The organism is Phyllobacterium sp. P30BS-XVII (assembly GCF_014138335.1).
Taxonomy (GTDB): domain Bacteria; phylum Pseudomonadota; class Alphaproteobacteria; order Rhizobiales; family Rhizobiaceae; genus Phyllobacterium; species Phyllobacterium meliloti.
This window is the reverse complement of record NZ_JACGXO010000001.1, coordinates 396,148-422,694: the sequence shown is the minus strand read 5'-3', so window position 1 is coordinate 422,694 and position 26,547 is coordinate 396,148. Positions and strand designations below refer to the sequence as shown.

Annotated in this window: 26 protein-coding genes, 1 tRNA gene and 1 riboswitch; of the genes, 15 read left to right on the top strand and 12 right to left on the bottom strand. The window is 56.3% G+C overall.

All coding sequences use genetic code 11. The annotated features are described in order from the left end of the window. Nucleotides 1-175: 175 nt before the first annotated feature. From FHW17_RS02070 to FHW17_RS02050, 5 genes are all read right to left on the bottom strand, one after another. Nucleotides 176-1,384 carry an MFS transporter gene (locus tag FHW17_RS02070; RefSeq protein ID WP_113095195.1) on the bottom strand — a complete coding sequence of 403 codons (1,209 nt, stop codon included), beginning with the start codon at nt 1,382-1,384 and terminating at the stop codon, nt 176-178. A 59-nt stretch (nt 1,385-1,443) separates the two neighbouring features. Continuing rightward, nucleotides 1,444-2,433, bottom strand: a complete 990-nt coding sequence (locus FHW17_RS02065) for an AraC family transcriptional regulator (protein WP_182509116.1) — start codon at nt 2,431-2,433, stop codon at nt 1,444-1,446. Nucleotides 2,434-2,674: 241 nt separating this feature from the next. Further along, nucleotides 2,675-4,042: a phosphatase PAP2 family protein gene (locus FHW17_RS02060; protein ID WP_210275780.1), complete on the bottom strand. Its 1,368-nt coding sequence runs from the start codon at nt 4,040-4,042 to the stop codon at nt 2,675-2,677. A 109-nt stretch (nt 4,043-4,151) separates the two neighbouring features. Continuing rightward, nucleotides 4,152-5,552, bottom strand: a complete 1,401-nt coding sequence (locus FHW17_RS02055; protein ID WP_182509115.1) for a glycerophosphodiester phosphodiesterase family protein — start codon at nt 5,550-5,552, stop codon at nt 4,152-4,154. Nucleotides 5,553-5,711: 159 nt separating this feature from the next. Beyond that, nucleotides 5,712-6,764, bottom strand: coding sequence for a nitronate monooxygenase (locus FHW17_RS02050; RefSeq protein WP_182509114.1), 1,053 nt, complete (start codon nt 6,762-6,764; stop codon nt 5,712-5,714). A 100-nt stretch (nt 6,765-6,864) separates the two neighbouring features. Between FHW17_RS02050 and FHW17_RS02045 the strand changes: the two genes are divergently transcribed. Continuing rightward, nucleotides 6,865-7,770, top strand: coding sequence for a LysR substrate-binding domain-containing protein (locus FHW17_RS02045; protein WP_112522583.1), 906 nt, complete (start codon nt 6,865-6,867; stop codon nt 7,768-7,770). Nucleotides 7,771-7,790: 20 nt separating this feature from the next. On the opposite strand, the gene FHW17_RS02040 is transcribed toward FHW17_RS02045, so the two are convergent. Next, a complete protein-coding gene (locus FHW17_RS02040) occupies nt 7,791-8,165 on the bottom strand; it encodes a VOC family protein (RefSeq protein WP_112522582.1) in 375 nt (124 codons plus the stop codon). A gap of 112 nt (nt 8,166-8,277) precedes the next feature. Then, nucleotides 8,278-8,368: transfer RNA gene (locus FHW17_RS02035), tRNA-Ser, on the bottom strand. A 372-nt stretch (nt 8,369-8,740) separates the two neighbouring features. Here FHW17_RS02035 and FHW17_RS02030 point away from each other — a divergent pair. The 3 genes from FHW17_RS02030 (at nt 8,741) to FHW17_RS02020 (ending at nt 11,125) form a co-directional block, all read left to right on the top strand. Next, the gene (locus FHW17_RS02030; RefSeq protein WP_091879017.1) at nt 8,741-9,064 is read left to right on the top strand and encodes a hypothetical protein; all 324 of its coding nucleotides are present in this window, start codon (nt 8,741-8,743) and stop codon (nt 9,062-9,064) included. A 226-nt stretch (nt 9,065-9,290) separates the two neighbouring features. Beyond that, on the top strand, nt 9,291-10,289 hold the full coding sequence (locus tag FHW17_RS02025) for a BMP family ABC transporter substrate-binding protein (protein ID WP_112523069.1): 999 nt from the start codon (nt 9,291-9,293) through the stop codon (nt 10,287-10,289). 96 nt (nt 10,290-10,385) lie between these two features. Continuing rightward, nucleotides 10,386-10,467: riboswitch (ZMP/ZTP riboswitch) on the top strand. Nucleotides 10,468-10,489: 22 nt separating this feature from the next. Next, on the top strand, nt 10,490-11,125 hold the full coding sequence (locus FHW17_RS02020; RefSeq protein WP_182509113.1) for a LysE family translocator: 636 nt from the start codon (nt 10,490-10,492) through the stop codon (nt 11,123-11,125). Here FHW17_RS02020 and FHW17_RS02015 read toward each other — a convergent pair whose 3' ends face one another. From FHW17_RS02015 to FHW17_RS02005, 3 genes are read right to left on the bottom strand one after another with little or no spacing between them, the layout of a single operon-like run. Then, entirely contained in the window at nt 11,126-11,581 is a 456-nt protein-coding gene (locus FHW17_RS02015; protein ID WP_182509112.1) for a GNAT family N-acetyltransferase, read from the bottom strand. A gap of 12 nt (nt 11,582-11,593) precedes the next feature. Beyond that, nucleotides 11,594-11,803 carry a SlyX family protein gene (locus FHW17_RS02010; protein ID WP_112522579.1) on the bottom strand — a complete coding sequence of 70 codons (210 nt, stop codon included), beginning with the start codon at nt 11,801-11,803 and terminating at the stop codon, nt 11,594-11,596. A gap of 11 nt (nt 11,804-11,814) precedes the next feature. Beyond that, nucleotides 11,815-12,987: an iron-containing alcohol dehydrogenase gene (locus FHW17_RS02005; protein WP_182509399.1), complete on the bottom strand. Its 1,173-nt coding sequence runs from the start codon at nt 12,985-12,987 to the stop codon at nt 11,815-11,817. Between the two features lie 159 nt (nt 12,988-13,146). Here FHW17_RS02005 and FHW17_RS02000 point away from each other — a divergent pair, with 159 nt between their 5' ends. Genes FHW17_RS02000 through deoA form a run of 7 tightly spaced genes read left to right on the top strand, consistent with a single transcriptional unit; the run spans nt 13,147 to nt 19,869 of the window. Continuing rightward, nucleotides 13,147-14,679 (top strand): ABC transporter ATP-binding protein, encoded by a 1,533-nt coding sequence (locus FHW17_RS02000; RefSeq protein ID WP_182509111.1) that lies wholly within the window; start codon nt 13,147-13,149, stop codon nt 14,677-14,679. Beyond that, a complete protein-coding gene (locus FHW17_RS01995; protein ID WP_182509110.1) occupies nt 14,676-15,230 on the top strand; it encodes a cysteine hydrolase family protein in 555 nt (184 codons plus the stop codon). Before FHW17_RS02000 ends, FHW17_RS01995 begins: the two co-directional genes overlap by 4 nt. After that, a complete protein-coding gene (locus FHW17_RS01990) occupies nt 15,227-16,372 on the top strand; it encodes an ABC transporter permease (protein ID WP_182509109.1) in 1,146 nt (381 codons plus the stop codon). Before FHW17_RS01995 ends, FHW17_RS01990 begins: the two co-directional genes overlap by 4 nt. Continuing rightward, nucleotides 16,372-17,343, top strand: coding sequence for an ABC transporter permease (locus FHW17_RS01985; RefSeq protein WP_112523067.1), 972 nt, complete (start codon nt 16,372-16,374; stop codon nt 17,341-17,343). The genes FHW17_RS01990 and FHW17_RS01985 overlap by 1 nt, the downstream gene beginning before the upstream one ends. 1 nt (nt 17,344) lies before the next feature. Next, on the top strand, nt 17,345-17,752 hold the full coding sequence (locus FHW17_RS01980; protein ID WP_091879006.1) for a cytidine deaminase: 408 nt from the start codon (nt 17,345-17,347) through the stop codon (nt 17,750-17,752). Next, nucleotides 17,749-18,549: a purine-nucleoside phosphorylase gene (locus tag FHW17_RS01975; RefSeq protein WP_112522574.1), complete on the top strand. Its 801-nt coding sequence runs from the start codon at nt 17,749-17,751 to the stop codon at nt 18,547-18,549. The genes FHW17_RS01980 and FHW17_RS01975 overlap by 4 nt, the downstream gene beginning before the upstream one ends. 6 nt (nt 18,550-18,555) lie before the next feature. Beyond that, nucleotides 18,556-19,869, top strand: coding sequence for a thymidine phosphorylase (deoA, locus tag FHW17_RS01970; RefSeq protein WP_112523066.1), 1,314 nt, complete (start codon nt 18,556-18,558; stop codon nt 19,867-19,869). Between the two features lie 346 nt (nt 19,870-20,215). Here deoA and upp read toward each other — a convergent pair whose 3' ends face one another. Together upp and FHW17_RS01960 are read right to left on the bottom strand one after the other, a co-directional pair. Next, complete coding sequence (gene upp / locus FHW17_RS01965; RefSeq protein WP_091879003.1) at nt 20,216-20,842, bottom strand: uracil phosphoribosyltransferase; 627 nt, start codon at nt 20,840-20,842, stop codon at nt 20,216-20,218. 67 nt (nt 20,843-20,909) lie between these two features. Next, nucleotides 20,910-21,893: an adenosine deaminase gene (locus FHW17_RS01960; RefSeq protein ID WP_182509108.1), complete on the bottom strand. Its 984-nt coding sequence runs from the start codon at nt 21,891-21,893 to the stop codon at nt 20,910-20,912. A 116-nt stretch (nt 21,894-22,009) separates the two neighbouring features. On the opposite strand from FHW17_RS01960, the gene ubiE reads away from it, so the two are divergent. The 4 genes from ubiE to FHW17_RS01940 all read left to right on the top strand — a co-directional run bounded on the left by ubiE (nt 22,010) and on the right by FHW17_RS01940 (nt 26,522). Next, nucleotides 22,010-22,786: a bifunctional demethylmenaquinone methyltransferase/2-methoxy-6-polyprenyl-1,4-benzoquinol methylase UbiE gene (gene ubiE, locus FHW17_RS01955; RefSeq protein WP_182509107.1), complete on the top strand. Its 777-nt coding sequence runs from the start codon at nt 22,010-22,012 to the stop codon at nt 22,784-22,786. 8 nt (nt 22,787-22,794) lie between these two features. Further along, nucleotides 22,795-24,372 carry a 2-polyprenylphenol 6-hydroxylase gene (ubiB, locus tag FHW17_RS01950; RefSeq protein WP_182509106.1) on the top strand — a complete coding sequence of 526 codons (1,578 nt, stop codon included), beginning with the start codon at nt 22,795-22,797 and terminating at the stop codon, nt 24,370-24,372. A 68-nt stretch (nt 24,373-24,440) separates the two neighbouring features. Further along, nucleotides 24,441-25,859 carry a bifunctional phosphopantothenoylcysteine decarboxylase/phosphopantothenate--cysteine ligase CoaBC gene (gene coaBC, locus FHW17_RS01945; protein WP_246706717.1) on the top strand — a complete coding sequence of 473 codons (1,419 nt, stop codon included), beginning with the start codon at nt 24,441-24,443 and terminating at the stop codon, nt 25,857-25,859. A gap of 129 nt (nt 25,860-25,988) precedes the next feature. After that, nucleotides 25,989-26,522 carry a GNAT family N-acetyltransferase gene (locus tag FHW17_RS01940; protein WP_182509105.1) on the top strand — a complete coding sequence of 178 codons (534 nt, stop codon included), beginning with the start codon at nt 25,989-25,991 and terminating at the stop codon, nt 26,520-26,522. Nucleotides 26,523-26,547: the final 25 nt, after the last annotated feature.

Below are 26,547 nucleotides of genomic sequence, written 5' to 3'. Positions count from 1 at the left end.
GGCGATTGGCGCAATGAGCGCCAGCGGTCGGTGGGCCTTGCATCGTGTAGGCGATGATGCCTGTCAGATGGAGGAAGCGCTGCTCACGCCTTGGGTACGGTCTCATCTGTCACCTTGAAGATGCGGCGAATTCTCGCCGCATCTTTATTCCGGACCTATCGCGCTGCCGCAAAGATCAGTTACGGGGCTGTAGCAGTGCCAGCACAGCTGTCGATGCGGCAAGGATAGCGGTAAGGGTTAAGGGCGCCGTCGCACCATAATTATCCACCACATAGCCGCCGACAACCGCGCCAATGGTAATGGCGACCTGAAAAGAGGTGACCATCAGACTGCCCGCCGCTTCCAGCGCATCAGGTGCAGCGCGGGACAAATTGGTTGGTAGCACGACAGGCGCCATGCCGAAGGCGAGGCCCCACAGCGTAACGAAACCGAAGGCAACGCCAATGTGAACACCCCAAAGTACCAAAGCGAGTGCAGCAATGGCCATTAAGGCGGCAGTGACTGCGAGCGCCATATGGATATTGGCATCGGCCATACGACCGCCAGCGATATTGCCGATTACAGCTGCGATACCAAATCCGAGGAGTGCCAAGGCAATCGGCCCGGTTCCAAGGAGCGTAACGTGTTCAAGGAAGGGGCGCACATAAACCGAGCCAGCAAAATGTCCTGTCATGAGCAGAAGGATGGCAAGCATGCCGAGTTGAATGCCCCGCCGCCTTGTCAGCCGAAAGACATCGGCAAGACTGTTGCTTGTGGTTGCGGGCAAGGTTGGCAGGCTGAGAAACTGCAGCAGCATGGCAAGTGCTGCCAGTCCGGCGGTCATAGCCATGGCGCTGCGCCAACCCACCCAGTCGCTGATCAATGCACCCATTGACGGTGCGGCAATGGTGGCGAGCGAAACGCCGAGGGTGACGATAGCCATGCCCCGACCAGTGGCATTGGCGCCAACCAGCCGTGCTACCACGGCAACCGAAAGAGCCCAGAACGCGCTGAGGGCGATGCCCAGCCCGGCCCGGCCTAACAATAACAACCAGAAATCGGTCGCTACCGCCGCAAGAATATTGGAACCAATCGCCAGGGCGCTCAGACCAACAAGTACCGTCTTGCGGTTCAATTTGCCGATAAGAACATTGCTCAGCATAGCCGTCACCGCGCCGACCGAGGCGGTAGCAGTGACGACCTGTCCGGCGGTTCCCTCGCTGATGCCGAGATCGCGCGCCATTGGCGTCAACAGGCCTGCCGGTAGAAATTCGGCTGACACCAGCGCAAAGCTGGCGGCTGCCATCGAAAGGACCGCGAACCAGGTGGCCGCGCTCCACGCAGCTGGCGCAGCATCGTCAAGCTCTATCGCCGCGTCTTCAAGCTGTAATGTCGTGTCTGTCATTGAAGTATCTCCAAGGTTTGGAGAACTTTATAGACGAATCGCCTCGGATGATATGTATCTTAAAATCCGAAATCCATGTCCATTCGTCCGGAAATTGTGCGGCGCACAACACCCGGCGAGACGCTGGTGATACGCTTGAACGCGCGTGCGAAAGATGCCTCGGATTCATAGCCCAAGCGCGTAGCGACCTCGGCAACCGACATACCGCTTTGGCCCAATAACTCGCGGGCAAGCTGCATACGCAGACGGGCAAGATAACGTGCTGCGCCTTCGCCTAAAACAGCGCTGAAGCGCTCGGCGAAAATCGTGCGCGATTGGCCCGCAAGGCCAGCGAGGTTTTCAAGTGTCCAGTTATGGCCGGGGTCCCGGTGCATTGCTGCCAGAACACGGCCAATATGGGGGTCACGGATGGCGGCGAGCCAACCGGTGGTCGAGGCTCCGGTGCAATTGACCCAGCAGCGGATGAGCCGCGCTGTGAGCAGGTCCGCCATGCGTGATAGGATAGTGGCGCTACCCATCTGAGGGTGTGCAGCCTCAACTGTCATAGCCGCGAGCAAGGGGCCAACAATCGGATCATTGCCAGCCACGTCGCAGCCTTTGATGATTGGCGGCATCAAAGTGATCAAGGGATTGAGTGCGCAGGCACCCAAAGCCATGGAACCGCAGAAAAGGGTGCTTGCCGCCCCCGTCCCTTCCCGCACCACTTCACTGACATTGCTTCCCAATTTGGTAACCTGGCAACTCTCCAGTGAGTCGCCCACAACATCAGGCGCGCTGGCCAGCTGATGGGCAATGCCTTGCGGCAGCAACACCAGATCGCCATCGTGCAGCTCCTGCCAGCCTTGCACTTCTGTATGAATCCAGCACGGACCCTTGCTGACAAAGTAAAAACGCAGCAGCTGCTGTTGCGGAAAGGCGAAGCTCCATGGATGTCGTAGCTCGCAGCGGCCATAATTGACGCCGTTCATGCGAAAGTCTTGCAGGACTTCGCTGAGCGCATCCATCGGGATGTGCGGTGGTGAAGACGGTCGGGACGGATGGTCAAGCATCTTGTCAATATATATGCAGAACGTCCGGCAGGCAAGTGGGCGCTATTCTTCTACACAGTAGCCTTTTGAGCCCCTGATAAGGCCGCATGAATGCGTGCCTGATCGTCACTTCTACCAGATCGGTTATAGTGCAGGCCGCAGACGTCCCCCACACAATCTAACACGCTGCTGGCATGTATCTGCCCCATGATCACGCGATGCGTTCATCAAGGGGCAGACACCTGCAAGATAACTTCTACCGTTACTGTACCTTCTTGCGCTCAGACAGTTCCATTGCAGCCAAAGATGCCGCATACAGATTGAGCCGCGAATAGACACCGAATGATGAGCCATTATCCAGGAAACCACCGCCGGGGCCTTCCGTGGCCGTCAGGATCTGGTTGGCTTCTTCGAGCGTCAGGGAGGGGAATGCCGTGGTCAGCAGATAGCCGGCTTCAGGCGCCAGTTTGTTGACATCCTCCTTCACACCAAAATTCTCCGGATAGACAACAGGCAGGCCATAGGTCTGCGTGGCATCATAGGCCGACTGGTTTATGGCGGGGTCACTGAACCGGCTCGTATCGTCATGCGCACAGGAGCGGATTTCAGCACCGCAGCCCGCCTTGAGTGCCTCGGTCAACTCCGCCTGTGCTGTTTTGACCGCCGCCTGATAGTCCTTGATGACGGGAGCATTCTTTAGAGTTTGCCCAATATAGGCGCTGTCATTGGCAAGCAGATGCGCCAAATCGTAGGTTGCGAGGGTGCGTCCTGCGAGAACATCCATGGCATAATGCGCACCCATGAGGATGCGGTCATTACCGTATTCCGAAGCGCGCGTTATCATTTGCGGATATCTCTGCGGCACCAGCACCGCCAGCAGAATGGACCCCATATAGCCGTAAGTCGTATGCCCGCTGGGGAAAGAAGGGCTGTCGGTCAGGTTCATGACCGGTCCGCGATTATAGACGGTATTGTTCGCCGGTACGCCAAGATAGTCCCGACCGATGATCGTGAGAGTCTGTGGCTGCGTCTGGAACGGGCGGGAATCACCAAAGGCATCCGCGCCGGGACTACCGGCTGGGCGGCCGTAATTGGTGCCGAAAACATCAACGCTGCCGCCAATCTTCTGCAGGATTTCCAAAGCTTCCGCCGAGACTGGATTCTTGCCATCCGTCGTGGTGTTCGCGAAGAAATACTTTCCCGAATTAGAGTCGGGCGCTGTCGTCGCATTGGTATAGGCGATCAGATCTGCCACGGCCTGCGATACATTCGTGAAATGCTCACGATCCTGATAATGCGCACGCGCCACATAGGCTCCGCCCAAGGTGGTGCCAAGCCCATCTGCCAGTTGGGCCAGATTGCCATCGGTGATGAAGGCATCTCTGAGTGCTTGCTGTTGTTGTTCGGTAAAGGGCAGCAAAGTCGCCTGACGAATGTCGCCTGTCTGTATTCCGCCGGTTACAGCGTAGTTCGAAGATAATGCTGCTTTGCCATTTGCCGATTTGCTCAGCACGGTCAGCGGCGAAAGTCCTTTCAGGACAGCAATATTGGAGACTGTCTGGGCCTCTGCGTGGGTCGCAGATACCAGACCAAGACCGAGGCTGATGACGAATAAATTAAATATACGCAAGGCTGAACTCCTATTGGATGTAGCTTTGTCAAACCCTTGACGATGGCTGACGCGGCTCGGAGGTTGAAATTCATGATTTGTAAATGGATGCTATTTTTGGTCAAGCGGCTCATTCCAATCCCGGTTCCTGCAGGTAAGTGACGCGCGCACTCACCCCGGTGGGTGTGAAGTCGGTGAAGACGCCATCTACGCCCAAATGAAAGAACTTGAGATATTCGAGGCTGGGATCGCCGTGGTAATCGGCGGCCAGATATTTCTTTTCGTTCCGAAAGGTGAAGACATGCACGAACAGACCAGCCTTATGTGCATCGGCGATCAGGCTCGTGGGATCTTGAGTCGAGGCTTCGGGCGTTGATCCCTTGAAAGGTGTGCCATCTGCGTTGGTCTCTTTCCATGGCGAGATCTTGAGAGGCACGATCTGAGGTTTCCATGGGCCGATGCCGTCGGCATAGGTCTTGATCTCAGCGAGGCCTTCGGGAGTCAGCATGGCATCAAACCAGCGCGGGTCGCCGGAGACTGTCCAGTCGAAAGGGCGGGAATTGGTGATGTCGTCATAAAGAACTTTGCCGGTTTTGAAATCAACGCCGTCGCCATCAATAAGCTGGACCAGTCTGGTCTGCAGTCCGTGATCATGCATATATTTCAGACTGCTTGGCTCAAAACTCTGTACCAGAATCGGCGCGTCCCTTGAATCGAGGCCGTTATCTTTGATGATTTTCATCAAAGCGTCCTCAAGCGGGCGGCTGCCCGGCGCTCCGCAGCCATTGGCGATGGCCTGCGCATTGTTCCACGTCGGATTCTTGGTCTCCGGATAGACAGCGATCACGCGCCCGGTTTCTTTGGCCTTTGCCTTGGCGATATCGATGATCTCCTGAAAGCTGAGGACCGGGAATTTGCCATTGAAAACCTTTGGCCGTTCATTGGCTGCATCAAACGTCGTACCGGCAATCCAATTCTTCAGTTCCGCCATGGTGAAATCGGTAATCGACCAATCATTGGTGTGGTCTTCGCCATCAACGATCAGGGATTTCAGCACCGATTTGGCATCCGCCGGATTGGTAAGGTCGGTGAGATATTCTGCGGGCCCGCTGACCGGAGTCTGCGCCCACTTCACCTTAACCGGGACACCCGGCACCGTGCGCTTGCGGGCCGCAACATCAGCATTGCTCTTTGCCACGTCGGCAATGTTGGTATTGTCGCTCAACCATGGATTATGGCGTGCTACCAACACGCAATCCCTGGTCAGATGCAAGTCCTCTTCGAGGGCGTCTGTTCCCAGAGCCGCAGCAAGATCATAGGACGCTTCGGTCTCTTCCGGCACCAACCCCGGCAGGCCCCGATGTCCGACAATCAACGGTGGCTTACCATCCAGAGTTAGGAAAGTTTTTTGGTTCACGGCAGTGGAAGCGTTTTGCGCCTGAGCCGCTGGCTGGATATTCAGTGCAAAGGCCACCGAGCACAATAGTACGAAACCAGTCAGCACTTTCGACCCCGCGAGAATATACTTCATGATCGCGTCTCCAATCCTGCCGATGCCATGGCTTTGCGCATCTCGAAATCCGTGAGCCGCACCAACGCCTTTCCGCCTTTTTATCGCAACTATCTGACAAGTGGATGACCATGCGGGAGATGCAGGCTACAGGACGACTTGACCATCGAGGCAAAGCAATCAATGACCCGCAGCTTGCAACTCACCGGCAAGCACCTTTATCAGCTGCGCGGCGGGCAGTTCACGCGCCATTGGCGCTCCCTGACCAGCCCACTGGGCGGCAAACTCGTTATTGCCATGTTTCGCCGCGCCAGCATGAAGCCGCTTTGCAAGGTCATATGCTACCGGATAGGGCGCGGGTATCGGGCTTCCGGCAGCCTCGCAATATTCGATGAAGCGATTGACAATGCCGCGCGCCGGGCGTCCTGAGAGAACCGACGTCAATCGTGTGATCGTGGCCCGGTCACTCTTGAGATTTTGCCGATAACCGGCATTTGCTGTGGATTCCGGGCATAGGATAAATGCTGTTCCGAGCTGTGCAGCAGTCGCTCCAAGATCGAGCGATGCTCTGATGCCTGCGCCATCCATGATGCCACCTGCCGCAATAACCGGCAAGCTGGTCCTTGTGACAAGCATTCGGACGAGAACCGACGTGCTCAGCCTCTCGTCGACCCCTTGCGGGTCGAAAACGCCGCGGTGGCCGCCAGCTTCAATTCCCTGCGCCACTATTCCATCGATCCCGGCTGCCTCAATCGCCTTGGCTTCGGACAGGCTGGTCGCAGTCGCCAGCATCGTGATACCGGCTTTGCGAAAAGCAGAAATCTTGTCGGGGCTAGGGAGGCCAAAATGAAAGCTTACGACTGCCGGCCGTTCATGGAGCAGCATGCGAAACGCGTCTTCGTCCGCGAGGAAGGTCTTGTAGATTTCATCAAGCGTAGCCGGTGTCTCAATGCCGAATTCCAAGAAAAAGGGTGCGAGATAGTTCAGCCAATTGCTTTCAATCTCCGTATCCCGGCGGGCCGGCTCGTGGCAAAAAACATTCACATTGAAGGGCCGGGAAGTCAGTGCGCGTGTTTCTTCAATCGCCTGACGGGCCTGCGCCACCGTGCTGGCTCCGATCCCGAGTGATCCCAATCCGCCTGAATTGGAGACTGCCGCGGCAAGAGCAGGAGTGGAAACTCCGGCCATGGGCGCCTGGACAATAGGAAGCTGGACGCCAAGTGCTTTGAGCATGCGCTTATACCTCGTCTGACATACTTCATCTGGAGAATGATTGACTTTAATTCTCATATAAAGAATACATAGTAAAAGTTATTCTGCAATGGAGAATTTTATGGATCTTGCATCGCTCGCTGTTTTCCGCGCAGTCTCCCGGGAGCAGAGCGTCACCCGAGCAGCTGAATTGCTGGGTCGCGTGCCTTCAAATGTCACGACCCGAATCCAGCAACTGGAAGCGGAGGTCGGTGTGCCGTTATTCCAGAGAGACAAGAAGCGCATGGAACTTACCACAGAGGGCGCGGCCTATCTGGATTATGCAGAGCGCATCCTGAATCTGGCTGAGGAGGCGCAGCAAACCGTCAATCCTCGAGAACCGCTCGGTATCCTGCGTCTCGGTTCAATGGAGTCAACCGCCGCCACACGTTTGCCGATGCCGCTTGCCGAGTTCAACATGCGGTGGCCGCAGGTCACCATTGATCTTTCGACAGCGCCAACCCGTCAGCTCATCGAGGCGCTCCTTGCTCACCGAATCGACTGCGCGCTGATCGCCGTGCCTGAAGGCGAGTGGTGGCTCGCGCCGGACGTCTTGGATAAGGTGCCGGTATTTCGTGAGGAACTGGTCTTGTTGCTGCCGCCGGGGCATCCCGAGATCCAGCATTCGGAAGAAATCAAGCCGCGTGCCCTTGCCGCTTTCGCGCCCGGTTGCACCTATCGCATGCTGGCGGAGGAGTGGGCCATGGACTTTGGTTCAAAAAGGACGGCGCTGCGGATTCAGGAAGTGGGGTCCTATCATGCCATGGTAGCGTGTACCGCGGCGGGGTCGTGTTTCTCCATCTTGCCGCGTAGCGTGCTCGATCTCGTGCCCGATGCTGCACGATTCACAATCAAACCGTTGATGCGGGTCGACACATGGGTTGCCAGCCGACCGGGCTTCGGCACGCCCGCTTTCAAAGAATTCCGTCAGCTGCTGTTGGAATGTTCCAATCTCGAAGACAAAGATGATGTGGTACGCGTTAGTTGAACCGTTTCCAATAAGGTCCATCAAGCCGCGGGCATGTGGCAAACCACTTCGATGTTATGGCCATCAGGATCAATCACAAAGGCTGCATAATAGTTGGCGTGGTAGTGCGGGCGCAGACCGGGGCCACCATTGTCTTTGCCACCCGCCTCCAGAGCGGCGCGGTAAAATGCATCGACTTGCTGGCGATTCTCGGCTGTAAACGCCAGATGCAGATGCGCCGGTTTCTCCTCGGATTGATACAGGCATAATGAAGCCTTACCCTCTGGGCTAAGTTCGACGCCATAGGCTGGTGGCCCCTCAGCGATAACAGCGACACCGAGCGGCTTGAGTGCTTCAAGGTAGAACGCCTTGCTTGCCGCAAAGTCTCTCACTCCGAATTTAACGTGATCAAACATGAGTTTTTCCCGTGCCGTTGCGCGTGTGCGAAGTCCGCATGATGCCAAATTTGGTATAGGCCATGCACCTGGCGCTTTGATTTACAATGAAAACAATGGACTTTGAAAGGACTGGCGGAGAGAGCGGGATTCGAACCCGCGTTACGCTTTTGACGTAAACACACTTTCCAGGCGTGCGCCTTCAACCACTCGGCCACCTCTCCGCAGATCGTCCGGCATGGGGCCGGTCGGGTTGGTCATTCTCAGCCGGAAAAACCGGCTCAGGAGCACCGTCAACCATCGGTCACTCAGTCTTTGGAATTTGCGCGAGTCACTTGAAGATGGTTAGCCAACAACGACCCCGTGCGGCGCGCACTATAGTCAGAACAAGCACTTGTTCAACACCTATTTCAACATAATTGCGCTTTGATGCATTTTCATGGGTTTGCCTCTGAAATTGTTGGGAATTTTCAGGGAAATTTCACATTCCGGGATCAGAATATCGCCAAATCCGCATTCAATCGGGCAATGTTCCGCGCTAGAATGCGATTTTTGCGTTGCCGGAGCGGCGCTGAATGATGATTTTGGAGAGTGATGTGATCCGACCCGTTTTAAGGCTTTTCGCCTATATAGCTCTTGCCATGGCGATCATCGCGGCGGTTCTCGATGCCGCCCGGTCCGTCGGCGCATCCCATCTGGTCACCACATCCTTGCGCGAAAGCTGGCAATCCCTGTCCGCTTCATCGCTTACCCTCGTTGAGACTTACTTCAACGCTCATCTTTATCCCATTTTATGGAATCCCCTGATGCTCTGGGTCCTCGAAACTCCAACATTCGTTGTTTTCGCCATTCTGGCTTTTCTTCTATATGCGCTGGGATATCGCCGAGAGAACCGGGTAGGGCGCTTTGCGGCCCGTTGAGAAGGTTAGGATATTCCTGTCCTATTCCACAGGTAAAATCCATTTAAGTTACTGTTAAGATTGAGTTATTCTTTGATATTTGACCGGGAGGCAAAATTCCGCGTGAATTTTGCCCGGAGCCGTGCAAGATTGCTCTCGGGGCGGCCATAATGGGATGGGTCGCAACGAATTCCGGAACCAGCAGAATGTTGGTCCTCGTCAACAAAATCCAGAGGGTTGGTATCAAATGAAGCGTATTGTTCTTGGTCTGCTGGCTGCCACAGCCATGTCCGTTTCAGCCTATGCTGCGGACAATAAACCTGCCTTGATCTTCGATCTCGGTGGCAAATTCGATAAATCCTTCAATGAGGCTGCATTTCACGGCGCGGAAAAATACACCAAGGAATCCGGTGTAAAATTCCGCGAATTCGAAATCCAGAATGAAGCCCAGCGCGAGCAGGCTCTGCGCAAATTCGCTTCCGATGGCAATTCACCCATCGTCATTGCCGGTTTCTCCGCCGCTGCGGCGATTGAAAAAGTATCGACAGAATTTCCCGACACCAAGTTCGTCATCATCGATGCCGTCGTTGACAAGCCGAATGTGCGCTCGGTTGTTTTCAACGACAATGAAGGTTCTTATCTCGTCGGCGTCATCGCTGCCAAGTCGTCGAAAACAGGCACTGTCAGCTTCGTTGGCGGTATGGACGTTCCATTGATCCGCAACTTCGCCTGCGGCTATGTCGGCGGTGTCAAGGCAACCAATCCGGATGCCAAGGTTATCCAGAACATGACTGGCGATACGCCTGCTGCGTGGAATGATCCTGCCAAGGGCGGTGAAATTACCAAGTCTCAGATCGATCAGGGTTCGGACGTGATCTTCGCTGCGGCTGGCGGTACCGGTATCGGTGTGTTGCAGAAGGCAGCTGATCTGAACAAGCTTGGTATTGGCGTTGACTCCAACCAGAACGGCCTGCATCCGGGCAAGGTTCTGACCTCCATGCTGAAGCGTGTTGATGTTGCCACCTATAATGCTTTCAAGGATGGCGCGGATGGCAAGTTCACAGCGGGCGTCAATGTTCTCGGCGTCAAGGAAGGCGGTGTTGACTATGCCGCCGATGAAAACAACGCCAAACTTCTGACCGATGATGTCAAGAAAGCTGTTGAGGCCGCCAAGGCCGACATTATCTCTGGCAAGGTCAAGGTTCACAACTACAACACGGACAATGCCTGCCCATATAAGGGCTGATTCTCCACGCATTTGACGAGCCGCCGGTTGCAAGACCGGCGGCTTTATTTTTTGCCACCAACGTCTGCTTGTGTTCCCGTCGGATTGTGAGATTATGCCCACCTGCGCAACTGGCGCATTGAGATGGGGCACCATCGGGAAGCGCAGATTTAAGATGCCGCGCGCCTGGGCAGCCTGTTCCAACCCAAAAAGGATGCCCTATGTCTGCGATAGCCGTTTTCTTCAGTATTCTTGGAGTTCTGCTGCTGGGAGCTATGAGCCCCGGCCCGAGCTTTGTTCTTGTTTCGCGTATCGCCATCACCTCGCCGCGCCTGCATGGAATTGCCGCAGCGCTCGGCATGGGCATTGGCGGTACGATCTTCAGCTGTCTTGCCGTTCTGGGACTGACTGCTTTGCTGATGCAGGTTGAATGGCTTTATCTGATCTTGAAAGTGGCTGGCGGGGCCTATCTGGTTTACGTCGCCATCCGTATCTGGAACAGCGCTTCCGAGCCCTTGGCTCTGCCGGGAACCGGCGCGCGCATGTCCGTGGCCCGGTCTTTCTCGTTTGCGTTAATGACCCAGCTGAGCAATCCAAAAACTGCAATTGTTTACGCCAGCCTCTTTGCAGCGCTCTTACCAGCCAATGCGCCACTTTGGCTTTTGCTCGCTCTGCCGCCCATGGTATTCCTCATTGAAACGGGCTGGTACATGTTCGTTGCCACCATGTTTTCGACGGCCAGAGCCCGCGCTACCTATGCCGGTTTCAAGGCGTGGATTGATCGTGGTGCTGGAGCGGTCATGGGTGCGCTCGGCTTGAAGCTGATTGTGGAAGCATTCAAGGTGCACCGGGTCTGATCAAAGATTGCGGTTGAGAATCGTCATCCCCTGATTTTCACCGGCAAGCTCTTCCTGCGGTTGCCAGCCAACGGACCGGTAATAATCGGGTTTGTCCGTATAGAGGTATAGCTCTTCGTGGCCCTGACTTCTGGCAGCTGCTTCCGCGGCTGCTATCAATTGCTTTCCGACGCCTTTGTTGCGGAAGGCGGGGGCAACGTAAAGGCTGGCAAGCCACGGCGTGAGATGTTCGTGGCTGTCCAGATCATTATCGATCAAAAGCACAAGGCCTGACGGTATTCCCGATACCAGCGCGACAAACGCCTTTTGCCGGCTATCCGGATCGAGCATGGGCATCAGGGCGTCGACCGTCTGCTCCATGGTTCTGCCATAGGCCTGCCCCCATTCATGGAAATTCCAGCGTGCGCACACGGGAACAAGTTCGGGGCGATTTTCCAGAGGTTCAACAGTGATCATTGGGATTTGTGCCTACCAGTGGGGTGGTTTGGTCACCGGAACGTCCGGCGCAGTTTGCTCTTCCAGAACGAGGAAGCGGTCCGTCAAGGCATCAAGCTTGCGGCGCATACCCTCGATCACCCTCCATTGCTCGGCAATTTGGGTGGAAAGCTCCTCAATGGTCTTTTCCTGTTCCGTCACAAGAACTTCAAGCTTGGTGACGCGGTCCGTATCAGCAGTCATCCCTGTCTCCGTTACCAGGCCGTTCTATAGATCGCCAAGGCATCGGCCTCAGTCACGTCGCGTGGATTGTTGACCAGAAGCCGCCCCTGTTTCATGGCATCAGCAGCCATGAAGGCCAGATCGCCCTCGCCAATGCCAACATCCCGCAACCGGGTCTGGAGCCCGAGTTTTGCCGAGAGTTCGGCCAAGCGATCAATAAACCTGTTGCAAATGAGCTGTATTCCCCCGCTCATATTGATATCTGCAAATGCATGAGGTGCCAGTGCTGCATAAAGCACCGCCGCCCCGTTTGTGGATTCGGCGGCGTTGTAACGCAGCACATGGGGCAAAACCAAGGCATTGGACAAACCATGCGGCACATGGAACGTACCACCGATGGGATAGGCGAGGGCATGGACGGCTGCGACCGGCGAATTGGCAAAGGCTTGTCCTGCCAGCATTGAACCGAGCAGCATGGCGGAACGCGCGGCCTTATCCTTGCCTGTAAAGACCGCCTTTTCAATGTTCGCCCCAAGCAGGCGCAGTGCTTCCACAGCAAGCGCTCGCGAGACAGGATTATTATTGACGTTCTTTGAGGCGTAAGCCTCGATGGCATGCACCATGGCATCAATACCGGTCGCTGCGGTGACATGCGGTGGAAGACCCAAGGTAAGGTCTGGATCAAGCAAGGCAACATCAGGCAGGATCAGCGGTGACGACACACCGCGTTTTTCACTGCCGCCCACGGTAATAATGGAGACGGGTGTGACCTCGGAACCCGTGCCCGCCGTGGTTGGGATCAACGTCAGTTTCAGGCGCGGGCCTTTGGCGTTTCCAACGCCCCAGGCGTCATCGAGATTCTCATTGGAGCCTGCCAGCAGCGCTGCCAGTTTGGCCACGTCAAGCGACGAACCGCCGCCAAATCCGAGCACATGGTTCACACTGTTCTCTCGGGCCATTTCGACGGCACTTAACAGTGTTTTTAACGATGGGTCCGCTTCCACCTCGCCGAACACCGTGATATCCGCTCCGGCGGCTTGCAGACTGGCGATGGCCGGTTGCGCCAGTCCCAAGGCAAGGATGGTTGCGTCTGTGACGATAAGCAGCCGGTCTTTGGGCTGTATGCGCAGATGGGTGGCGACGTCACCGCTGGCGCCAGCCGCAAAGACGATGCGCGGCGTGGTATGGAAGGCAAAGGGAGCGATCTGGTCGGTCATATCAGGAGATTGCCAGAGCAGGGGTAAGCTTGTCGAGAGCCGCGATGGAATGTGAATCGTGTAATTCTTGACTGGAAAGAAAATAATCCCGTGTTAGGGTCGAAAGTTCGAAAAGACGTAAAAAGCTGATCAACAGCGGATGGGGACATGGCAGAATCGGCAATTGAACTTGTGGGGATTGATAAGCGTTTTGGTGCCGTTCATGCCAACCGCGATATCCATTTGCGCGTTGAAAAAGGCACTATTCACGGCATCATCGGGGAGAATGGCGCTGGCAAGTCCACGCTGATGTCCATTCTCTACGGCTTCTATCAAGCCGATAATGGCGAAATCCATATTAATGGCGCGCCTGCCCGGATCAGCGATCCCAATACCGCCATCGCGCTTGGCATTGGCATGGTGCATCAGCACTTCATGCTGGTGGAAAATTTCACTGTGCTTGAAAATGTCATGCTTGGTGTCGAGGGTGCGCCACTCCTGAAGCGCGGCATCGCCAAAGCCCGTGCCGAACTGAAACGGCTGGAACAGGAATATCAGCTTGATGTCGATCCCGATGCGCTGATTGAAGAACTGCCGGTTGGTTTGCAGCAGCGTGTGGAAATCCTGAAAGCGCTGTATCGCGGCGCTGAAATTCTCGTGCTGGATGAACCAACAGGCGTTTTGACACCCGCTGAAGCCGATCACCTGTTCCGGATTTTGGAGCAATTGAAGGCGCAGGGCAAAACCATCGTCCTCATCACGCATAAATTGCGCGAGATCATGGCCGTAACCGACAATGTTTCTGTGATGCGGCAGGGCTCGATGGTGGCAACGCGCAAGACAACCGAAACAACGGTCGAGGAACTGGCGGAGTTGATGGTTGGCCGCCGGGTGCTTCTGCGTGTGCAGAAGGGCGAAGCCAAGCCGGGAGAGGTAAAGCTCTCGGTGGAAAATCTCACCGTGCGCGACAGTCGCGGCGTTATCATGGTCGACAACGCATCTTTCACCGTCCGTGCCGGTGAAATCGTCGGTATTGCCGGCGTGGCAGGCAATGGCCAGTCGCAGCTCATTGAAACAGTTGCGGGCATTCGCACGGCGGTCTCCGGTCGTGTGCTTCTGGATGGTCAGGTCATCGATATAACTGGCGCGGCTGATCCGGGTGAATTGCGCGATCGCGGTCTCGCCCATGTGCCGGAAGATCGGCACCATATGGGGCTGGTGCTTGCCTTTGAAGAATATGAGAATTCCATTCTCGGATACCATGATGATCCGCTTTATCTGAATGGACCTTTTCTCGACATTGAGGCCATACAGGCCGATGCCCGCAAGAAAATTGAGAAATACGATATCCGCCCCAGCGATCCGCGTTTGAAAACTGCCAATTTTTCCGGCGGCAACCAGCAGAAGATCGTCTTGGCGCGTGAAATCGAGCGCGATCCGGGCGTGCTGATCATCGGCCAGCCGACGCGCGGTGTTGACGTGGGTGCTATTGAATTCATCCACAAGCGCATCATCGAAATGCGCGATGCTGGCAAGGCGGTTCTGCTTGTTTCCGTAGAACTGGATGAAATCCGTTCATTGTCGGATCGCATTCTTGTGATGTTTGCCGGTCGCATCGTCGGTGAGCGCGATTCGGATGCAAGCGAAGGCGAACTCGGTCTTCTGATGGCAGGTGTCGAACAGCAGGAGGCCGCAGAATGAGCGTTACCCAGGCGCTTCTTGTGATTGACGTCCAATATGCAATCGATGATCCCAAATGGGGTCGCCGTGGCCAGCCCGAAGCGGAACAGCACATTGCCCACCTGCTGGGTGCCTGGCGCGAACGCCGTCTACCCATTGTCCACATCAAACATGATTCCACTGATCCGAGATCACCCTATCGTCCCGGAACGGAGGGCAATGAGTTCAAATCCGAAGTGGCTCCACAGGTCGGAGAACCGGTTGTCGACAAGCGCACCAATAATGCCTTTATCGGTACTGATCTGATGGATGTACTCGACGAATTGCAGGTGCGTAGCTTGGTGGTCACGGGTGTCTTGCTGGAGAATTCTGTCGATGCAACGGTGCGCATGGCCGCCAATCTCGGATTTGAGGTGATTGTTCCCGAGGATGCGGTGGCGAGCATTGATCGCAAGGATCATCACGGCAAAAACTGGTCTGCCGAAGATGTCCACGCCCTGACGCTTTCCATTCTTGATGGCGAATATGCCAAAATTTCCACTTCTGATGCCATCATTGAGGCCCTGCCATGAGCCAGCCTTTTGCCAAATTGCCCGCATGGGCTGACTACGGCCTGCTGCCGCTGATCAATGTGATCGTGGCGTTTTTCGTTGCAGGTCTGGTTGTTCTTCTGGTTGGGGAAAGCCCGATCGACGCCGCTGTCCTGATGGTCAAGGGCGCGCTTGGCTCCGGTGATGGTATTGGCTACACGCTTTACTACGCCACCAACTTCATGTTCACCGGCCTTTGCGTGGCCGTGGCCTTCCATTGCGGCCTGTTCAATATTGGCGGCGAAGGGCAGGCCTATGTCGGTGGGCTGGGTGTTGCTCTGGTCGGGCTAGGTCTTGGCAGTATACTGCCATGGTGGCTGACTTTTCCGCTGGCTATTATTGCCTCGGCTATTGTCGGCGCGCTCTGGGCTTTCATTCCGGCCTGGTTGCAGGCCAAGCGTGGCTCGCATGTGGTCATCACCACGATCATGTTCAATTTTATTGGCGCTAGCCTCATGGTCAAACTGCTTGTCGATTATTTGAAAGCGCCAGGGAGTCAGGCGCCGGAAACCCGTGTTTTTGGTGCGGGCGGTCAATTGCCGGATCTTGGTTGGCTGCTCAATATGTTTGGCCTCAACATGCGCTCCGCGCCGCTCAATATCAGCTTTCTATTGGCATTGGTCGCAGCCTTTGTCGTCTGGCTGCTGATCTGGCGAACCAAGCTTGGCTACGAAATCCGCACCATGGGCCACAGCCCCAAGGCGGCGCGCTATGCTGGTATCAGTGAAGTGCGGATCACGATCGTGACAATGCTGATTTCGGGTGCTCTTGCCGGTATGGCGGCCATCAATCCGATCATGGGTGCTCAGCATCGTATGCAGCTGGATTTTGTTGCGGGAGCTGGTTTCGTTGGCATCGCTGTCGCGCTTATGGGGCGTTCGCACCCGGTGGGCATTGTCCTGGCCGCCATCCTTTTTGGCGTACTCTATCAGGGTGGCGCGGAAATCGCGTTCGACATGCCCAATATTTCCCGCGATATGATCGTAATCATTCAGGGGTTGGTCATCCTGTTTGCCGGAGCGTTGGAGCATATGTTCCGGCCATCTCTGTTGCGTCTTTTCCAGCGATTTGCCCGGACCAAACAACAGGCGACACCCGCTGTAGCGACAGGAGGGGGGCAATGATGGACTTCTTGATAGCAACGGCTCAGGTATTGGATGCGACAGTCCGCCTTTCGGTTCCGCTTCTGCTTGCCTGTCTGGCCGGACTTTATTCGGAACGCGCCGGTATTTTTGATATTGGCCTTGAAGGGAAGATGCTGGCAGGCGCCTTTGCTGCTGCCGCAACCGCTGCCTATACCGGCTCAGCCTATATGGGGCTGCTTGCCGCCGTGCTCGTGTCCGTAGCGCTTGGTCTGGTGCATGGCTTTGCCTCGATCACCCATCGCGGCAATCAGATTGTGTCCGGCATGGCCATCAATTTTATTGCCGCCGGAACAACGGTGATGCTTGGGCAGGCGTGGTTCAAGCAGGGTGGGCGAACACCGCCCATTGCGGATGCGGCCAGATTCAATGCAATCGATCTTCCGTTTGCAGAGGCATTGCGTGATATTCCGGTGATTGGCCCGTTCTATTCCGGGTTCATTTCGGGCCGTCCCCTGCTTGTTTATGTGGCCTTCCTGCTTGTCCCGTTTACCTGGTGGGTTTTGTATCGTACGCGCTTTGGCCTGCGTCTGCGTGCTGTTGGCGAAAATCCTGCGGCGGTTGATACTGCCGGTATTTCCGTGCCGTGGTTGCGCTACCGGGCCGTCATCTGCTGCGGCCTGCTTTGTGGCATTGCCGGTGCTTATCTCTCTACGGCCGATGGTGCAGGATTTGGCCGGGACATGACCGCAGGCAAAGGTTACATCGCACTGGCTGCGCTGATCTTCGCCAAGTGGCGTCCCGTACAGGCCATGTTTGCCTGCCTGCTCTTCGGTTTCCTTGATGCTTTCGCCATCCGCAATCAGGGACATCCTTTGCCATTGATCGGTGAAGTTCCGGTACAGCTGATGCAGGCCTTGCCTTACATTCTCACCATCGTGCTGCTTGCCGGTTTCATCGGCAAGGCAATCCCGCCCAAGGCGGGCGGCGTGGCTTATGTGAAAGAGCGATAGAATGAGTAAAGACCTGTTCGACGCGGCATTTGCAGCAATGCAGAAAGCGCATGCGCCCTATTCGCAGTTCCCGGTGGGTGCAGCGGTGCGCACCAGCGATGGCCGCATTTATTCCGGTTGCAACATTGAAGTTATTTCCTACCCGGAAGGTTGGTGCGCCGAAACGACAACCCTGTCGCATTTTGTCATGGGCGGCGGCGGTACAATCACAGACATCGTTGTGGTTGCGGAAAAGAAGGCAAAATGCACCCCTTGCGGCGGCTGCCGCCAGCGGCTTGCCGAATTTGCCGGACCCGATACGCGCCTGCATCTTTGTGACAATGATGGCATTGTCGAAACGCTGACAATGCGGGATATTTTCCCCTATGGCTTCGAAGCAGAAGTCCTCGGCAAGGGGAACGCCGCATGATCGCGCCTGCCACCGGGGCTCTTATCCACAAATTGAAAGGCCTTGCCCCGCGTGTGGCAATGGTCCTCGGCTCGGGACTTGGATCGCTTGTGGATGCGGTCGATGATGCTATCCGCATTCCCTATGCGGATTTGCCTGGCTTCCCCCATAGTGGCGTTTCCGGCCATGCGGGTGAAGTGGTCGCGGGATATCTTTCCGGCAAACCCGTGCTGATGCTGGCTGGCCGCGCCCATTATTATGAAAAGGGCGATGCCGCGGTTATGCGCCCTGTCATGGCGGCACTGGCTGATCTTGGCATTGAAATGCTCATTTTGACCAATGCCGCGGGCTCGGTGCGTCATGATCTGGCGCCGGGCAGTGTCATGCTGATTGACGATCACATCAATTATTCCGGGCTCAATCCCTTGATCGGCGAGGCTTCGGACCAACGCTTTGTTGGTATGACGGCTGCCTATGATAAAAAGCTCAAGGATGCCTTTGTCATCGCTGCGGGGGAAGTCGGTGAAAAGCTGCCGATGGGCGTCTATATGTGGTTCTCCGGGCCATCATTTGAAACGCCTGCGGAAATCCGCATGGCACGCACGCTTGGTGCCGATGCGGTGGGCATGTCCACCGTGCCGGAGGTTATTCTGGCGCGCTTCTTTGGTCTGCGCGTTGCCGCCTGTTCGGTAATTACCAATTACGGGGCTGGTATGACCGGGGCAGAACTCTCACATGAAGAGACCAAGGATGTTGCGCCGAAGGGCGGCGCACGCCTGCAGAAAATCATCCGGGCGCTGGTTCGGGAGATCGGCTAGATCATGTTGCTGCCTCAGGAAATCATTCGTCGCAAGCGCGACGGTCATGCGCTCGACGCTGCGGATATCACGGCTTTTGTCAACGCCATGAGTTCAGGTGCTATCACCGAAGGGCAGGTTGCCGCCTTTGCCATGGCAGTATTCTTTAACGGCATGAAGCGTGATGAGGCGGTTGCCCTGACCCTCGCCATGCGTGATTCCGGCGACATTCTCGATTGGTCCGATTTGCCGGGCCCCGCTGTCGACAAACATTCCACCGGCGGCGTCGGTGATAATGTCTCGCTGATGCTCGCCCCTATTGCCGCCGCATGCGGTGCCTATGTGCCGATGATCTCCGGACGAGGCCTTGGCCATACGGGCGGCACGCTCGACAAGATGGATTCGATTCCCGGCTATCGCAGTCAGCCCGATAATGCGCTGTTTCGCAAAGTCGTCCATGAGGTTGGCTGTGCTATTATCGGCCAGACCGCCAATCTCGCCCCGGCCGATAAGCGGTTCTATTCCATCCGCGATGTTACAGCGACGGTGGAATCCATTCCATTGATCACCGCCTCCATCCTGTCGAAGAAATTATCTGCAGGGCTCAATGCGCTGGTGCTCGATGTGAAATCCGGCAATGGCGCGTTCATGGCGCGCAGCCGCGATGCGGTTGCTCTGGCCGAGAGCATCGTTGCGGTTGCCAGCGGTGCCGGGCTGACGACAACTGCCCTGCTTACCGACATGAACGAACCGCTGGCATTGGCTGCGGGCAACGCCGTAGAAGTGCAGAACGCAGTCGATTTCCTGACTGGTGATCTCCGCGATTCCCGTCTTGAAGCGGTCACGCTTGCGCTTGTTGCGGAAATGCTGGTTTCGGCCAAGCTTGCTGCCAGCCCAAAGGCCGCCATGGATATGGCGACACAAGCCTTGAACTCCGGCAAGGCAGCGGAAGTCTTTGGCCGCATGGTCACAGGGCTTGGCGGTCCGGCAGACTTCGTATCGCGCGCGCGGCATTATCTGCCGGTTGCCCCGGTGACATTGGAAGTGAAAGCCCCGCAGGCCGGATATGTGTCATCGGTAGAAACCCGCGCGATTGGCGTTGCCGTTGTCACGCTCGGCGGAGGGCGCATTCGCCCGCAGGACCCGATTGATCACGCGGTTGGTATTACGGCCCTGCAACCGATCGGTGCGCGCATGGAACAGGGCGATACTATCGCACTTGTGCATGCTCGAGGTGAAACGGATGCGCAGACTGCCGCCCGCGCAATCCTCGGTGCTTACGGTTTTTCCGACCGCAAGCCGAGGACAATCAAACCTGTTCTAAGGCGCATTGGCGGGTAAAAAGCGTAAATAGGCAATTCGCTTTTTGTTGGAATCAGGGCGCTCGCATGAGACATCTCCCTCTCTGTCATCCTCGGGCTTGACCCGAGGACCCACAATTTAAAAGCACCGAGCATCCGGGTTCATTTGAACTTCTTAGCCGGTGGTCCTCGGGTCAAGCCCGAGGATGACAGAGATGGGGAAAGGATGACGGGGGTTAGACCCCTCCGATGACGGAGGTTGGGGCTGGAGAATAAAGTTCTGTATTCCTGCGATTAGCGTTGCATCCTCACTCTCCCTCATGGTGAGCTTGTCGAACCACGAACCACGAACCACGAACCACGCCACATCCAATAATGGTGCAGGCTTACTTTGTGCCGTACATCCGGTCACCGGCATCGCCAAGCCCCGGCATGATGTAACCCTTTTCATTCAGATGGCTGTCGATGGCAGCCGTGAATACAGGCACGTCCGGGTGGGCTTTGGTGAAGCGCTCAATGCCTTCAGGCGCGGCGAGCAGGCAGAGAAAGCGGATATTCGTTGCGCCGCGATCCTTCAGCTTCTGGATTGCCGCAATGGCCGAATTGGCAGTTGCCAGCATCGGGTCAACCACGATAATCAGCCGGTTGACGATATCCTCAGGCGCCTTGAAGTAATATTCAACCGGCTGCAAAGTGTCATGATCGCGGTAAAGACCGATATGCGCAACGCGCGCTGCGGGCACCAGATCAAGCATGCCTTCGAGCAGGCCGTTACCTGCCCGCAGGATGGAGGCGAAAACCAGCTTCTTGCCCTCCAGCACCGGCGCTTCCATTTCCATCATCGGCGTCTGGATCTTGATTGTGGTCAACTCCAGATCGCGCGTCACCTCATAGCAGAGCAGCAGCGAAATTTCCTTGAGCAACCGCCGGAAGCCAGCCGTGGACGTATCCTTGTCGCGCATGATGGTGAGCTTGTGCTGAACAAGCGGGTGGGAAACGATCGTAACGCCCATGGGGAAACTCCTACTCAAATTTTATCCGACCTTAACGGCTTGCAACCGATCCCGCAAAGTCTGTGACTCAGGCGCTAACAGTTTTGTCGGTATTTAAGCGTTCAAGCAGGCTGTTTCGCGTGGTTTCGTCGATATAGGCAGCTTTCAGCGCCGTTCTTGTTATCTCAGTCAGGTCGTCATCGTCACACCCGAAAAACTCAGCAGCGATTTCATATTCCCGGTTCAGGTCCGTATGGAAATAGGGCGGATCGTCAGAATTGAGTGTCACGGGCACTCCCGCCTTGGCCAGCACCGGAAAGGGGTGGGACGGGAAATCCGTGTAAACCTGCAGGGAAATGTTCGATCCGGGGCAGCATTCCAGCAGAATTTGTTCATCCGCCAGCCGCCGCACCAGATCCGGATTTTCGATTGCCCGCACACCATGGCCGATGCGCGACGGCTTCAGCGCATCAAGCGCATTGGCAACACTTTCCCATCCGGAGAGTTCGCCCGCATGGACGGTGATTCCCAATCCTGCATCGCGCGCAACATTAAATGCGCCGGCGAAATCCCCGGGGTGATGCATGCGCTCGTCTCCGGCCATGCCAAAGCCTGACACAAGCGGGTGCGGGTTTTCGGCGATATATTTTGCCGCCTGCATCACAGCATCGGGCCCCTTGTGCCGCAGACCCGTGGCGATCATGCGTGATTCGATGCCGGTGGCTGCTTTGGCGCGGCGCATGCCCTCAGCCAGCCCTTCGATATAGGCGCGAGGCGACAGACCGGCACTGATGGCATGATCCGTCGAGATGAACACTTCCGAATAGATCGCATCCTGTTTGGCGAGGGATAAAAGGTAGTCTTCTGTCAGGTCCGCATAGTCCTCCTCTGTGCGAAACAGCGCGGATGCCTGATCATAAGCGCGCAGAAAGGACGTAAAATCGTGCCAGACGAACTTGCCATCGATAATAAAGGCGGAAACATCAGCGCCGTATTTGGCGGCTTTTTTCTCGACAAGGGCAGGCGAGGCGGCGCCTTCGACATGACAATGCAGTTCGGCCTTCAACACCATGAACGGTCTCCATTCAACAAATTTCGCCGCGCGTCGCTTCATCGCGCAACAGACAATAGCCTTCTGCGTTTCAATCTTCTATGCTCCCGCCGCAAAAGAGATCAGCAGGTAGCACAATGAGCCAGCAACGCACCGGTGCCCATGGCGGCATGGAAACATCCTTCGGTTTTCAGGATGTCGGCGACGGAGAAAAGCAGACACGCGTCAATGACGTGTTTCATCGCGTCGCCAAACGCTACGATGTGATGAATGATCTGATGTCCGGCGGTCTGCACCGCGTCTGGAAAGATTCGATGATTGCATGGCTCGCGCCATCCAAAACATCAAACTGGAAAGTGCTTGATGTGGCCGGTGGCACCGGCGATATCGCCTTCCGTATCGTTGAGGCTTCAAACCGCAATGCCCACGCAACCGTGCTCGATATTAACGGCTCCATGCTGGGTGTTGGCCGCGACCGCGCTGAAAAACAGGGCCTTGCCGACAATACCGAGTTTGTTGAAGCGAATGCCGAGGACCTTCCCTTTGAAGATGCGAGCTTCGATGCCTATACGATCGCTTTCGGTATCCGCAACGTGCCGCGTATTGATCATGCTCTGGCCGAAGCCTACCGCGTGCTGAAGCCCGGCGGGCGGTTTCTCTGCCTTGAATTTTCGGAAGTGGAACTGCCGGTTCTCGACAAGATTTACGATGCTTGGTCGTTCAATGCCATTCCGAAGATCGGCAAGGCTGTCACGGGCGATGCGGATTCCTATCAGTATCTGGTTGAGTCCATTCGCAAATTTCCCCGGCAGGCGGATTTCGCCGAGATGATCCGCACAGCAGGTTTCGAGCGGGTCAGCTGGCGCAATTTTACCGGCGGTATTGCTGCCCTGCATTCCGGCTGGAAGTTGTGACGTTCTGAATGAGTAAGTTTGCAGCAGTATTTCGCCTGATCCGGGCCGGGTGGATCATGACGCGCGAAGGCGTTATCTCCGCTTTGCCAGCTGAAGGGCTGAGCGGCCTTCCGGCATTCGGCCATCGTGTGGCGGGTCTTCTGGCGCGGCGGCGTGCCCGCACGGCCCGGCGGTCGGAGCGCATGTCGCGGGCGATCAACAAGCTTGGACCGTCCTATGTCAAACTCGGCCAGTTTCTGGCGACGCGGCCCGATGTTGTCGGCACGGAAGTGGCCGATGATCTGGCGCTTCTGCAGGATCAGCTTGATTTTTTCCCGATGGAGGCATCGGTAAAGGCCATTGAAGGCTCGCTGGGGCGCTCTGTTGCCGATCTATACGTCAGCCTCGGTGAACCAATTGCTGCCGCGTCGATTGCGCAGGTTCACCCTGCCTACGTCAAGGTGAATGGCGAAGACCGTAAGGTCGCGGTGAAGGTTGTGCGCCCTGGCGTGCGTCAGCGTTTCAACAATGATCTGGAAAGCTTCTTCATGGTGGCGCAATGGCAGGAACGCTATGTTCCCGCCACACGCCGCCTGCGTCCCATTGAAGTGACGCGCACGCTGGCACAGACAACCCGCATTGAAATGGATTTACGGCTGGAAGCAGCGGCCCTTTCGGAGATCGGCGAAAACACCAAGAATGATCCGGGCTTTCGCGTGCCAACTGTGGATTGGGAGCGCACCGGACGCGATGTGCTGACGCTTGAGTGGATTGACGGCATCAAGATGTCAGATATTGACGGCTTGCGCGCCGCCGGACACAATCTGATTGGTCTTGCCGAGACACTGATCCAGTCCTTCCTGCGCCATACGCTGCGGGACGGTTTCTTCCATGCGGACATGCATCCGGGAAATATGTTCGTTGACGACAAGGGCCATATTGTTGCGGTGGATTTTGGCATTACCGGGCGGCTTGGCAAGAAGGAGCGGCGGTTCCTTGCGGAAATCCTTTATGGCTTTATCACCCGCGACTATGTTCGTGTGGCTGAAGTGCATTTTGAGGCGGGTTATGTGCCGCATCATCACGATGTGGCAAGCTTTGCTCAGGCAATCCGCGCCATTGGCGAACCTATCCACGGCCAGCCGGCCGAAACCATTTCCATGGCCAAACTGCTGACTTTGCTGTTTGAAGTCACCGAGCTTTTCGACATGGAGACGCGGCCCGAACTCGTCATGCTGCAAAAAACCATGGTTGTGGTGGAAGGCGTCTCCCGCACGCTCGATCCGCATTTCAATATGTGGAAGGCCTCGGAGCCTGTTGTCGGTGAATGGATTCGCCGCAATCTTGGCCCGCAAGGTATTCTTGCCGATGCGCGCGAAGGTGTTGGGGCAATGCTGCATCTGGCCCGGCAGGCACCGGAACTCGTTGCACGCGCGGATCGCCTGTCCAAGGAAATGGACCGGATGGCGGAACAGGGGGTTCGCTTCGATGATGAGACTGCAAAAGCCATTGGCAAAGCCGAAGCCCGGCACACCCGCTCTGGTCGCGTTGCGCTTTGGGTGATTGCAATCTGCCTTGTCATCATCACTTACGCGCTTCTTTTTTGAGGAAATTTGCGCTAATATGATTGCAATGATTGCATTATATGCGGTCTTTTTCTCTGGAGTGCAATCATATGGCCAGCATTACCATTCGCAATCTTGACGATGCCACCAAAGAAAAATTGCGGCTGCGCGCCGCTGCCCATGGTCGTTCCATGGAAGAGGAAGTGCGCCTTCTTCTTGGTGAAATGACGCACGATGTTGCCTTATCCTCTCCCGTCTCGCTTCTGCGGTCTGACCCCCTCCTTAAGGGGGAGGCTAAGAAAAACCCGGCTCAGTTTCTCGCCGGGCGGGATATTCTTCTGATCATTGGTGGCGGCATTGCTGCCTATAAATGTCTTGATCTCATCCGGCGATTGCGTGAGCGCGGTGTGCATGTGCGTCCTGTGCTGACCAAGGCAGCGGAAGAGTTCGTTACGCCACTCTCTGTTGGTGCGCTGGCGGCAGACAAAGTGTTTACCGAGCTGTTTTCCCGCGAAGACGAACATGATGTCGGGCATATCCGCCTATCGCGCGAGGCGGACCTGATTGTCGTTGCCCCCGCAACGGCAGACCTGATGGCGAAGATGGCAAACGGCCTTGCCAACGATCTGGCCTCGGCGGTGCTGATGGCAACCGACAAACCTGTGCTGATTGCTCCGGCTATGAATCCGAAGATGTGGAACCATCCTGCAACCAAGCGCAACCGCGCAACCCTTGCGAAAGATGGCATCCAGTCTGTCGGGCCGAACAGTGGCGAGATGGCCGAAAGTGGCGAGAGCGGTGCCGGCCGCATGGCGGAACCGCTGGAGATTGTGGCCGCAATTGAAAAATTGCTGGACCGCCGACCAAAACCGCTTTCCGGCAAAACCATTGTCATGACGTCAGGACCGACGCATGAACCCATTGATCCCGTGCGTTATATCGCCAACCGCTCCTCCGGCAAGCAGGGCCATGCCATAGCCGCTGCATTGGCGCGGCTGGGTGCAAAGGTGCATCTGGTCTCCGGGCCGGTTACGATTTCCGATCCCGAGGGAGTCTCGGTGGTGCATGTGGAATCGGCCCGTGAAATGCGCGATGCTGTGGAACAGTTTTTGCCCGCCGATGCGGCGGTGATGGTGGCTGCTGTCGCCGACTGGCGCACCGCAAACGAGGCAGGCGAGAAGATCAAAAAGCAATCAGGTGAAGCAGCGCCCGCTCTGCAAATGGTGGAGAATCCCGATATTCTTGCCGGTGTCGGGCATAACAAGCAGCGTCCGCGCCTCGTGGTTGGCTTTGCTGCCGAGACACAGGATCTGCTCGCCAATGCCCGCAAGAAGCTCGACAAGAAGGGTGCCGACTGGATTGTGGCCAATGATGTCAGCCACACGACGGGTGTTATGGGCGGTGACCGCAATGCGGTGCGTATCGTCACCCGCTCAGGGGTCGAGGAATGGCCCGATATGAGCAAGGAAGAGGTGGCGGAGCGGCTGGCTGCCCGTATTGCTGCAGCCTTGCAGACAATCGAGGTGTGACGGCAATCAGTTTTAGCGCGCGACGCAGCGCTGGTCGTAATATGTAAGTGTTTACTTACATTATAAGTCAATTGACTTGATAAATAATAGCCGTCAAAAAGTCGTATCACTGTCGACCACGGATTTTACATGACCTCCACCATTCCTGTTGTTGAAACCGAGCGCCTTATCCTGCGTGAGCATCGCCTTGGAGATTTTGAAGCCCTGCACACCGTGTGGACGCATCCATCCGTCTACGAATTCATTACAGGCAAGCCCTCGACCCGCGAACTTTCCTGGGGACGCCTGCTAAAATATGCTGGTCTTTGGGCTTTGAACGGCTACGGCTTCTGGGCTGTGGAGGAAAAAGCCACCGGCCGCTATATTGGCGACCTTGGCTTTGCCAATTTCCTGCGTGATATCGAACCGCCTTTTGGCGATACACCCGAAATGGGCTGGGTTTTGGCGCCGGAGATCCATGGCAAGGGTTACGCCAGTGAGGCACTCGCCGCCGCCGCTGCCTGGGGCGATGGCTTCTTCAAGCAGGACTATGCCCGCTGCATCATCTCGCCAGAGAATACCGCTTCCGTCCGGGTTGCTGAAAAGACGGGCTTTAAGCGCATTGACGAGATCCAATACACGGGCGAAAAAGTTTTGCTGCTCGAGCGCAAGTTCCGGCACTGATTTGCTATATACAAAAGGCCGGCGT

Excerpts from the sequence above, each read along its gene's own strand:
- ubiE (WP_182509107.1), top strand. The coding sequence starts at position 22,010 with ATGAGCCAGCAACGCACCGGTGCCCATGGCGGCATGGAAACATCCTTC.
- FHW17_RS02070 (WP_113095195.1), bottom strand. The coding sequence starts at position 1,384 with ATGACAGACACGACATTACAGCTTGAAGACGCGGCGATAGAGCTTGAC.
- FHW17_RS01975 (WP_112522574.1), top strand. The coding sequence starts at position 17,749 with ATGATCGCGCCTGCCACCGGGGCTCTTATCCACAAATTGAAAGGCCTT.
- FHW17_RS02050 (WP_182509114.1), bottom strand. The coding sequence starts at position 6,764 with ATGCTCAAAGCACTTGGCGTCCAGCTTCCTATTGTCCAGGCGCCCATG.
- ubiB (WP_182509106.1), top strand. The coding sequence starts at position 22,795 with ATGAGTAAGTTTGCAGCAGTATTTCGCCTGATCCGGGCCGGGTGGATC.
- FHW17_RS01940 (WP_182509105.1), top strand. The coding sequence starts at position 25,989 with ATGACCTCCACCATTCCTGTTGTTGAAACCGAGCGCCTTATCCTGCGT.
- FHW17_RS01995 (WP_182509110.1), top strand. The coding sequence starts at position 14,676 with ATGAGCGTTACCCAGGCGCTTCTTGTGATTGACGTCCAATATGCAATC.
- FHW17_RS02065 (WP_182509116.1), bottom strand. The coding sequence starts at position 2,433 with ATGCTTGACCATCCGTCCCGACCGTCTTCACCACCGCACATCCCGATG.
- FHW17_RS02000 (WP_182509111.1), top strand. The coding sequence starts at position 13,147 with ATGGCAGAATCGGCAATTGAACTTGTGGGGATTGATAAGCGTTTTGGT.
- FHW17_RS01980 (WP_091879006.1), top strand. The coding sequence starts at position 17,345 with ATGAGTAAAGACCTGTTCGACGCGGCATTTGCAGCAATGCAGAAAGCG.
- FHW17_RS02020 (WP_182509113.1), top strand. The coding sequence starts at position 10,490 with ATGTCTGCGATAGCCGTTTTCTTCAGTATTCTTGGAGTTCTGCTGCTG.
- FHW17_RS02045 (WP_112522583.1), top strand. The coding sequence starts at position 6,865 with ATGGATCTTGCATCGCTCGCTGTTTTCCGCGCAGTCTCCCGGGAGCAG.
- FHW17_RS02010 (WP_112522579.1), bottom strand. The coding sequence starts at position 11,803 with ATGACTGCTGATACGGACCGCGTCACCAAGCTTGAAGTTCTTGTGACG.
- FHW17_RS01990 (WP_182509109.1), top strand. The coding sequence starts at position 15,227 with ATGAGCCAGCCTTTTGCCAAATTGCCCGCATGGGCTGACTACGGCCTG.
- coaBC (WP_246706717.1), top strand. The coding sequence starts at position 24,441 with ATGGCCAGCATTACCATTCGCAATCTTGACGATGCCACCAAAGAAAAA.
- FHW17_RS02015 (WP_182509112.1), bottom strand. The coding sequence starts at position 11,581 with ATGATCACTGTTGAACCTCTGGAAAATCGCCCCGAACTTGTTCCCGTG.
- upp (WP_091879003.1), bottom strand. The coding sequence starts at position 20,842 with ATGGGCGTTACGATCGTTTCCCACCCGCTTGTTCAGCACAAGCTCACC.
- FHW17_RS02040 (WP_112522582.1), bottom strand. The coding sequence starts at position 8,165 with ATGTTTGATCACGTTAAATTCGGAGTGAGAGACTTTGCGGCAAGCAAG.
- FHW17_RS02055 (WP_182509115.1), bottom strand. The coding sequence starts at position 5,552 with ATGAAGTATATTCTCGCGGGGTCGAAAGTGCTGACTGGTTTCGTACTA.
- FHW17_RS01960 (WP_182509108.1), bottom strand. The coding sequence starts at position 21,893 with ATGGTGTTGAAGGCCGAACTGCATTGTCATGTCGAAGGCGCCGCCTCG.
- FHW17_RS01985 (WP_112523067.1), top strand. The coding sequence starts at position 16,372 with ATGGACTTCTTGATAGCAACGGCTCAGGTATTGGATGCGACAGTCCGC.
- FHW17_RS02025 (WP_112523069.1), top strand. The coding sequence starts at position 9,291 with ATGAAGCGTATTGTTCTTGGTCTGCTGGCTGCCACAGCCATGTCCGTT.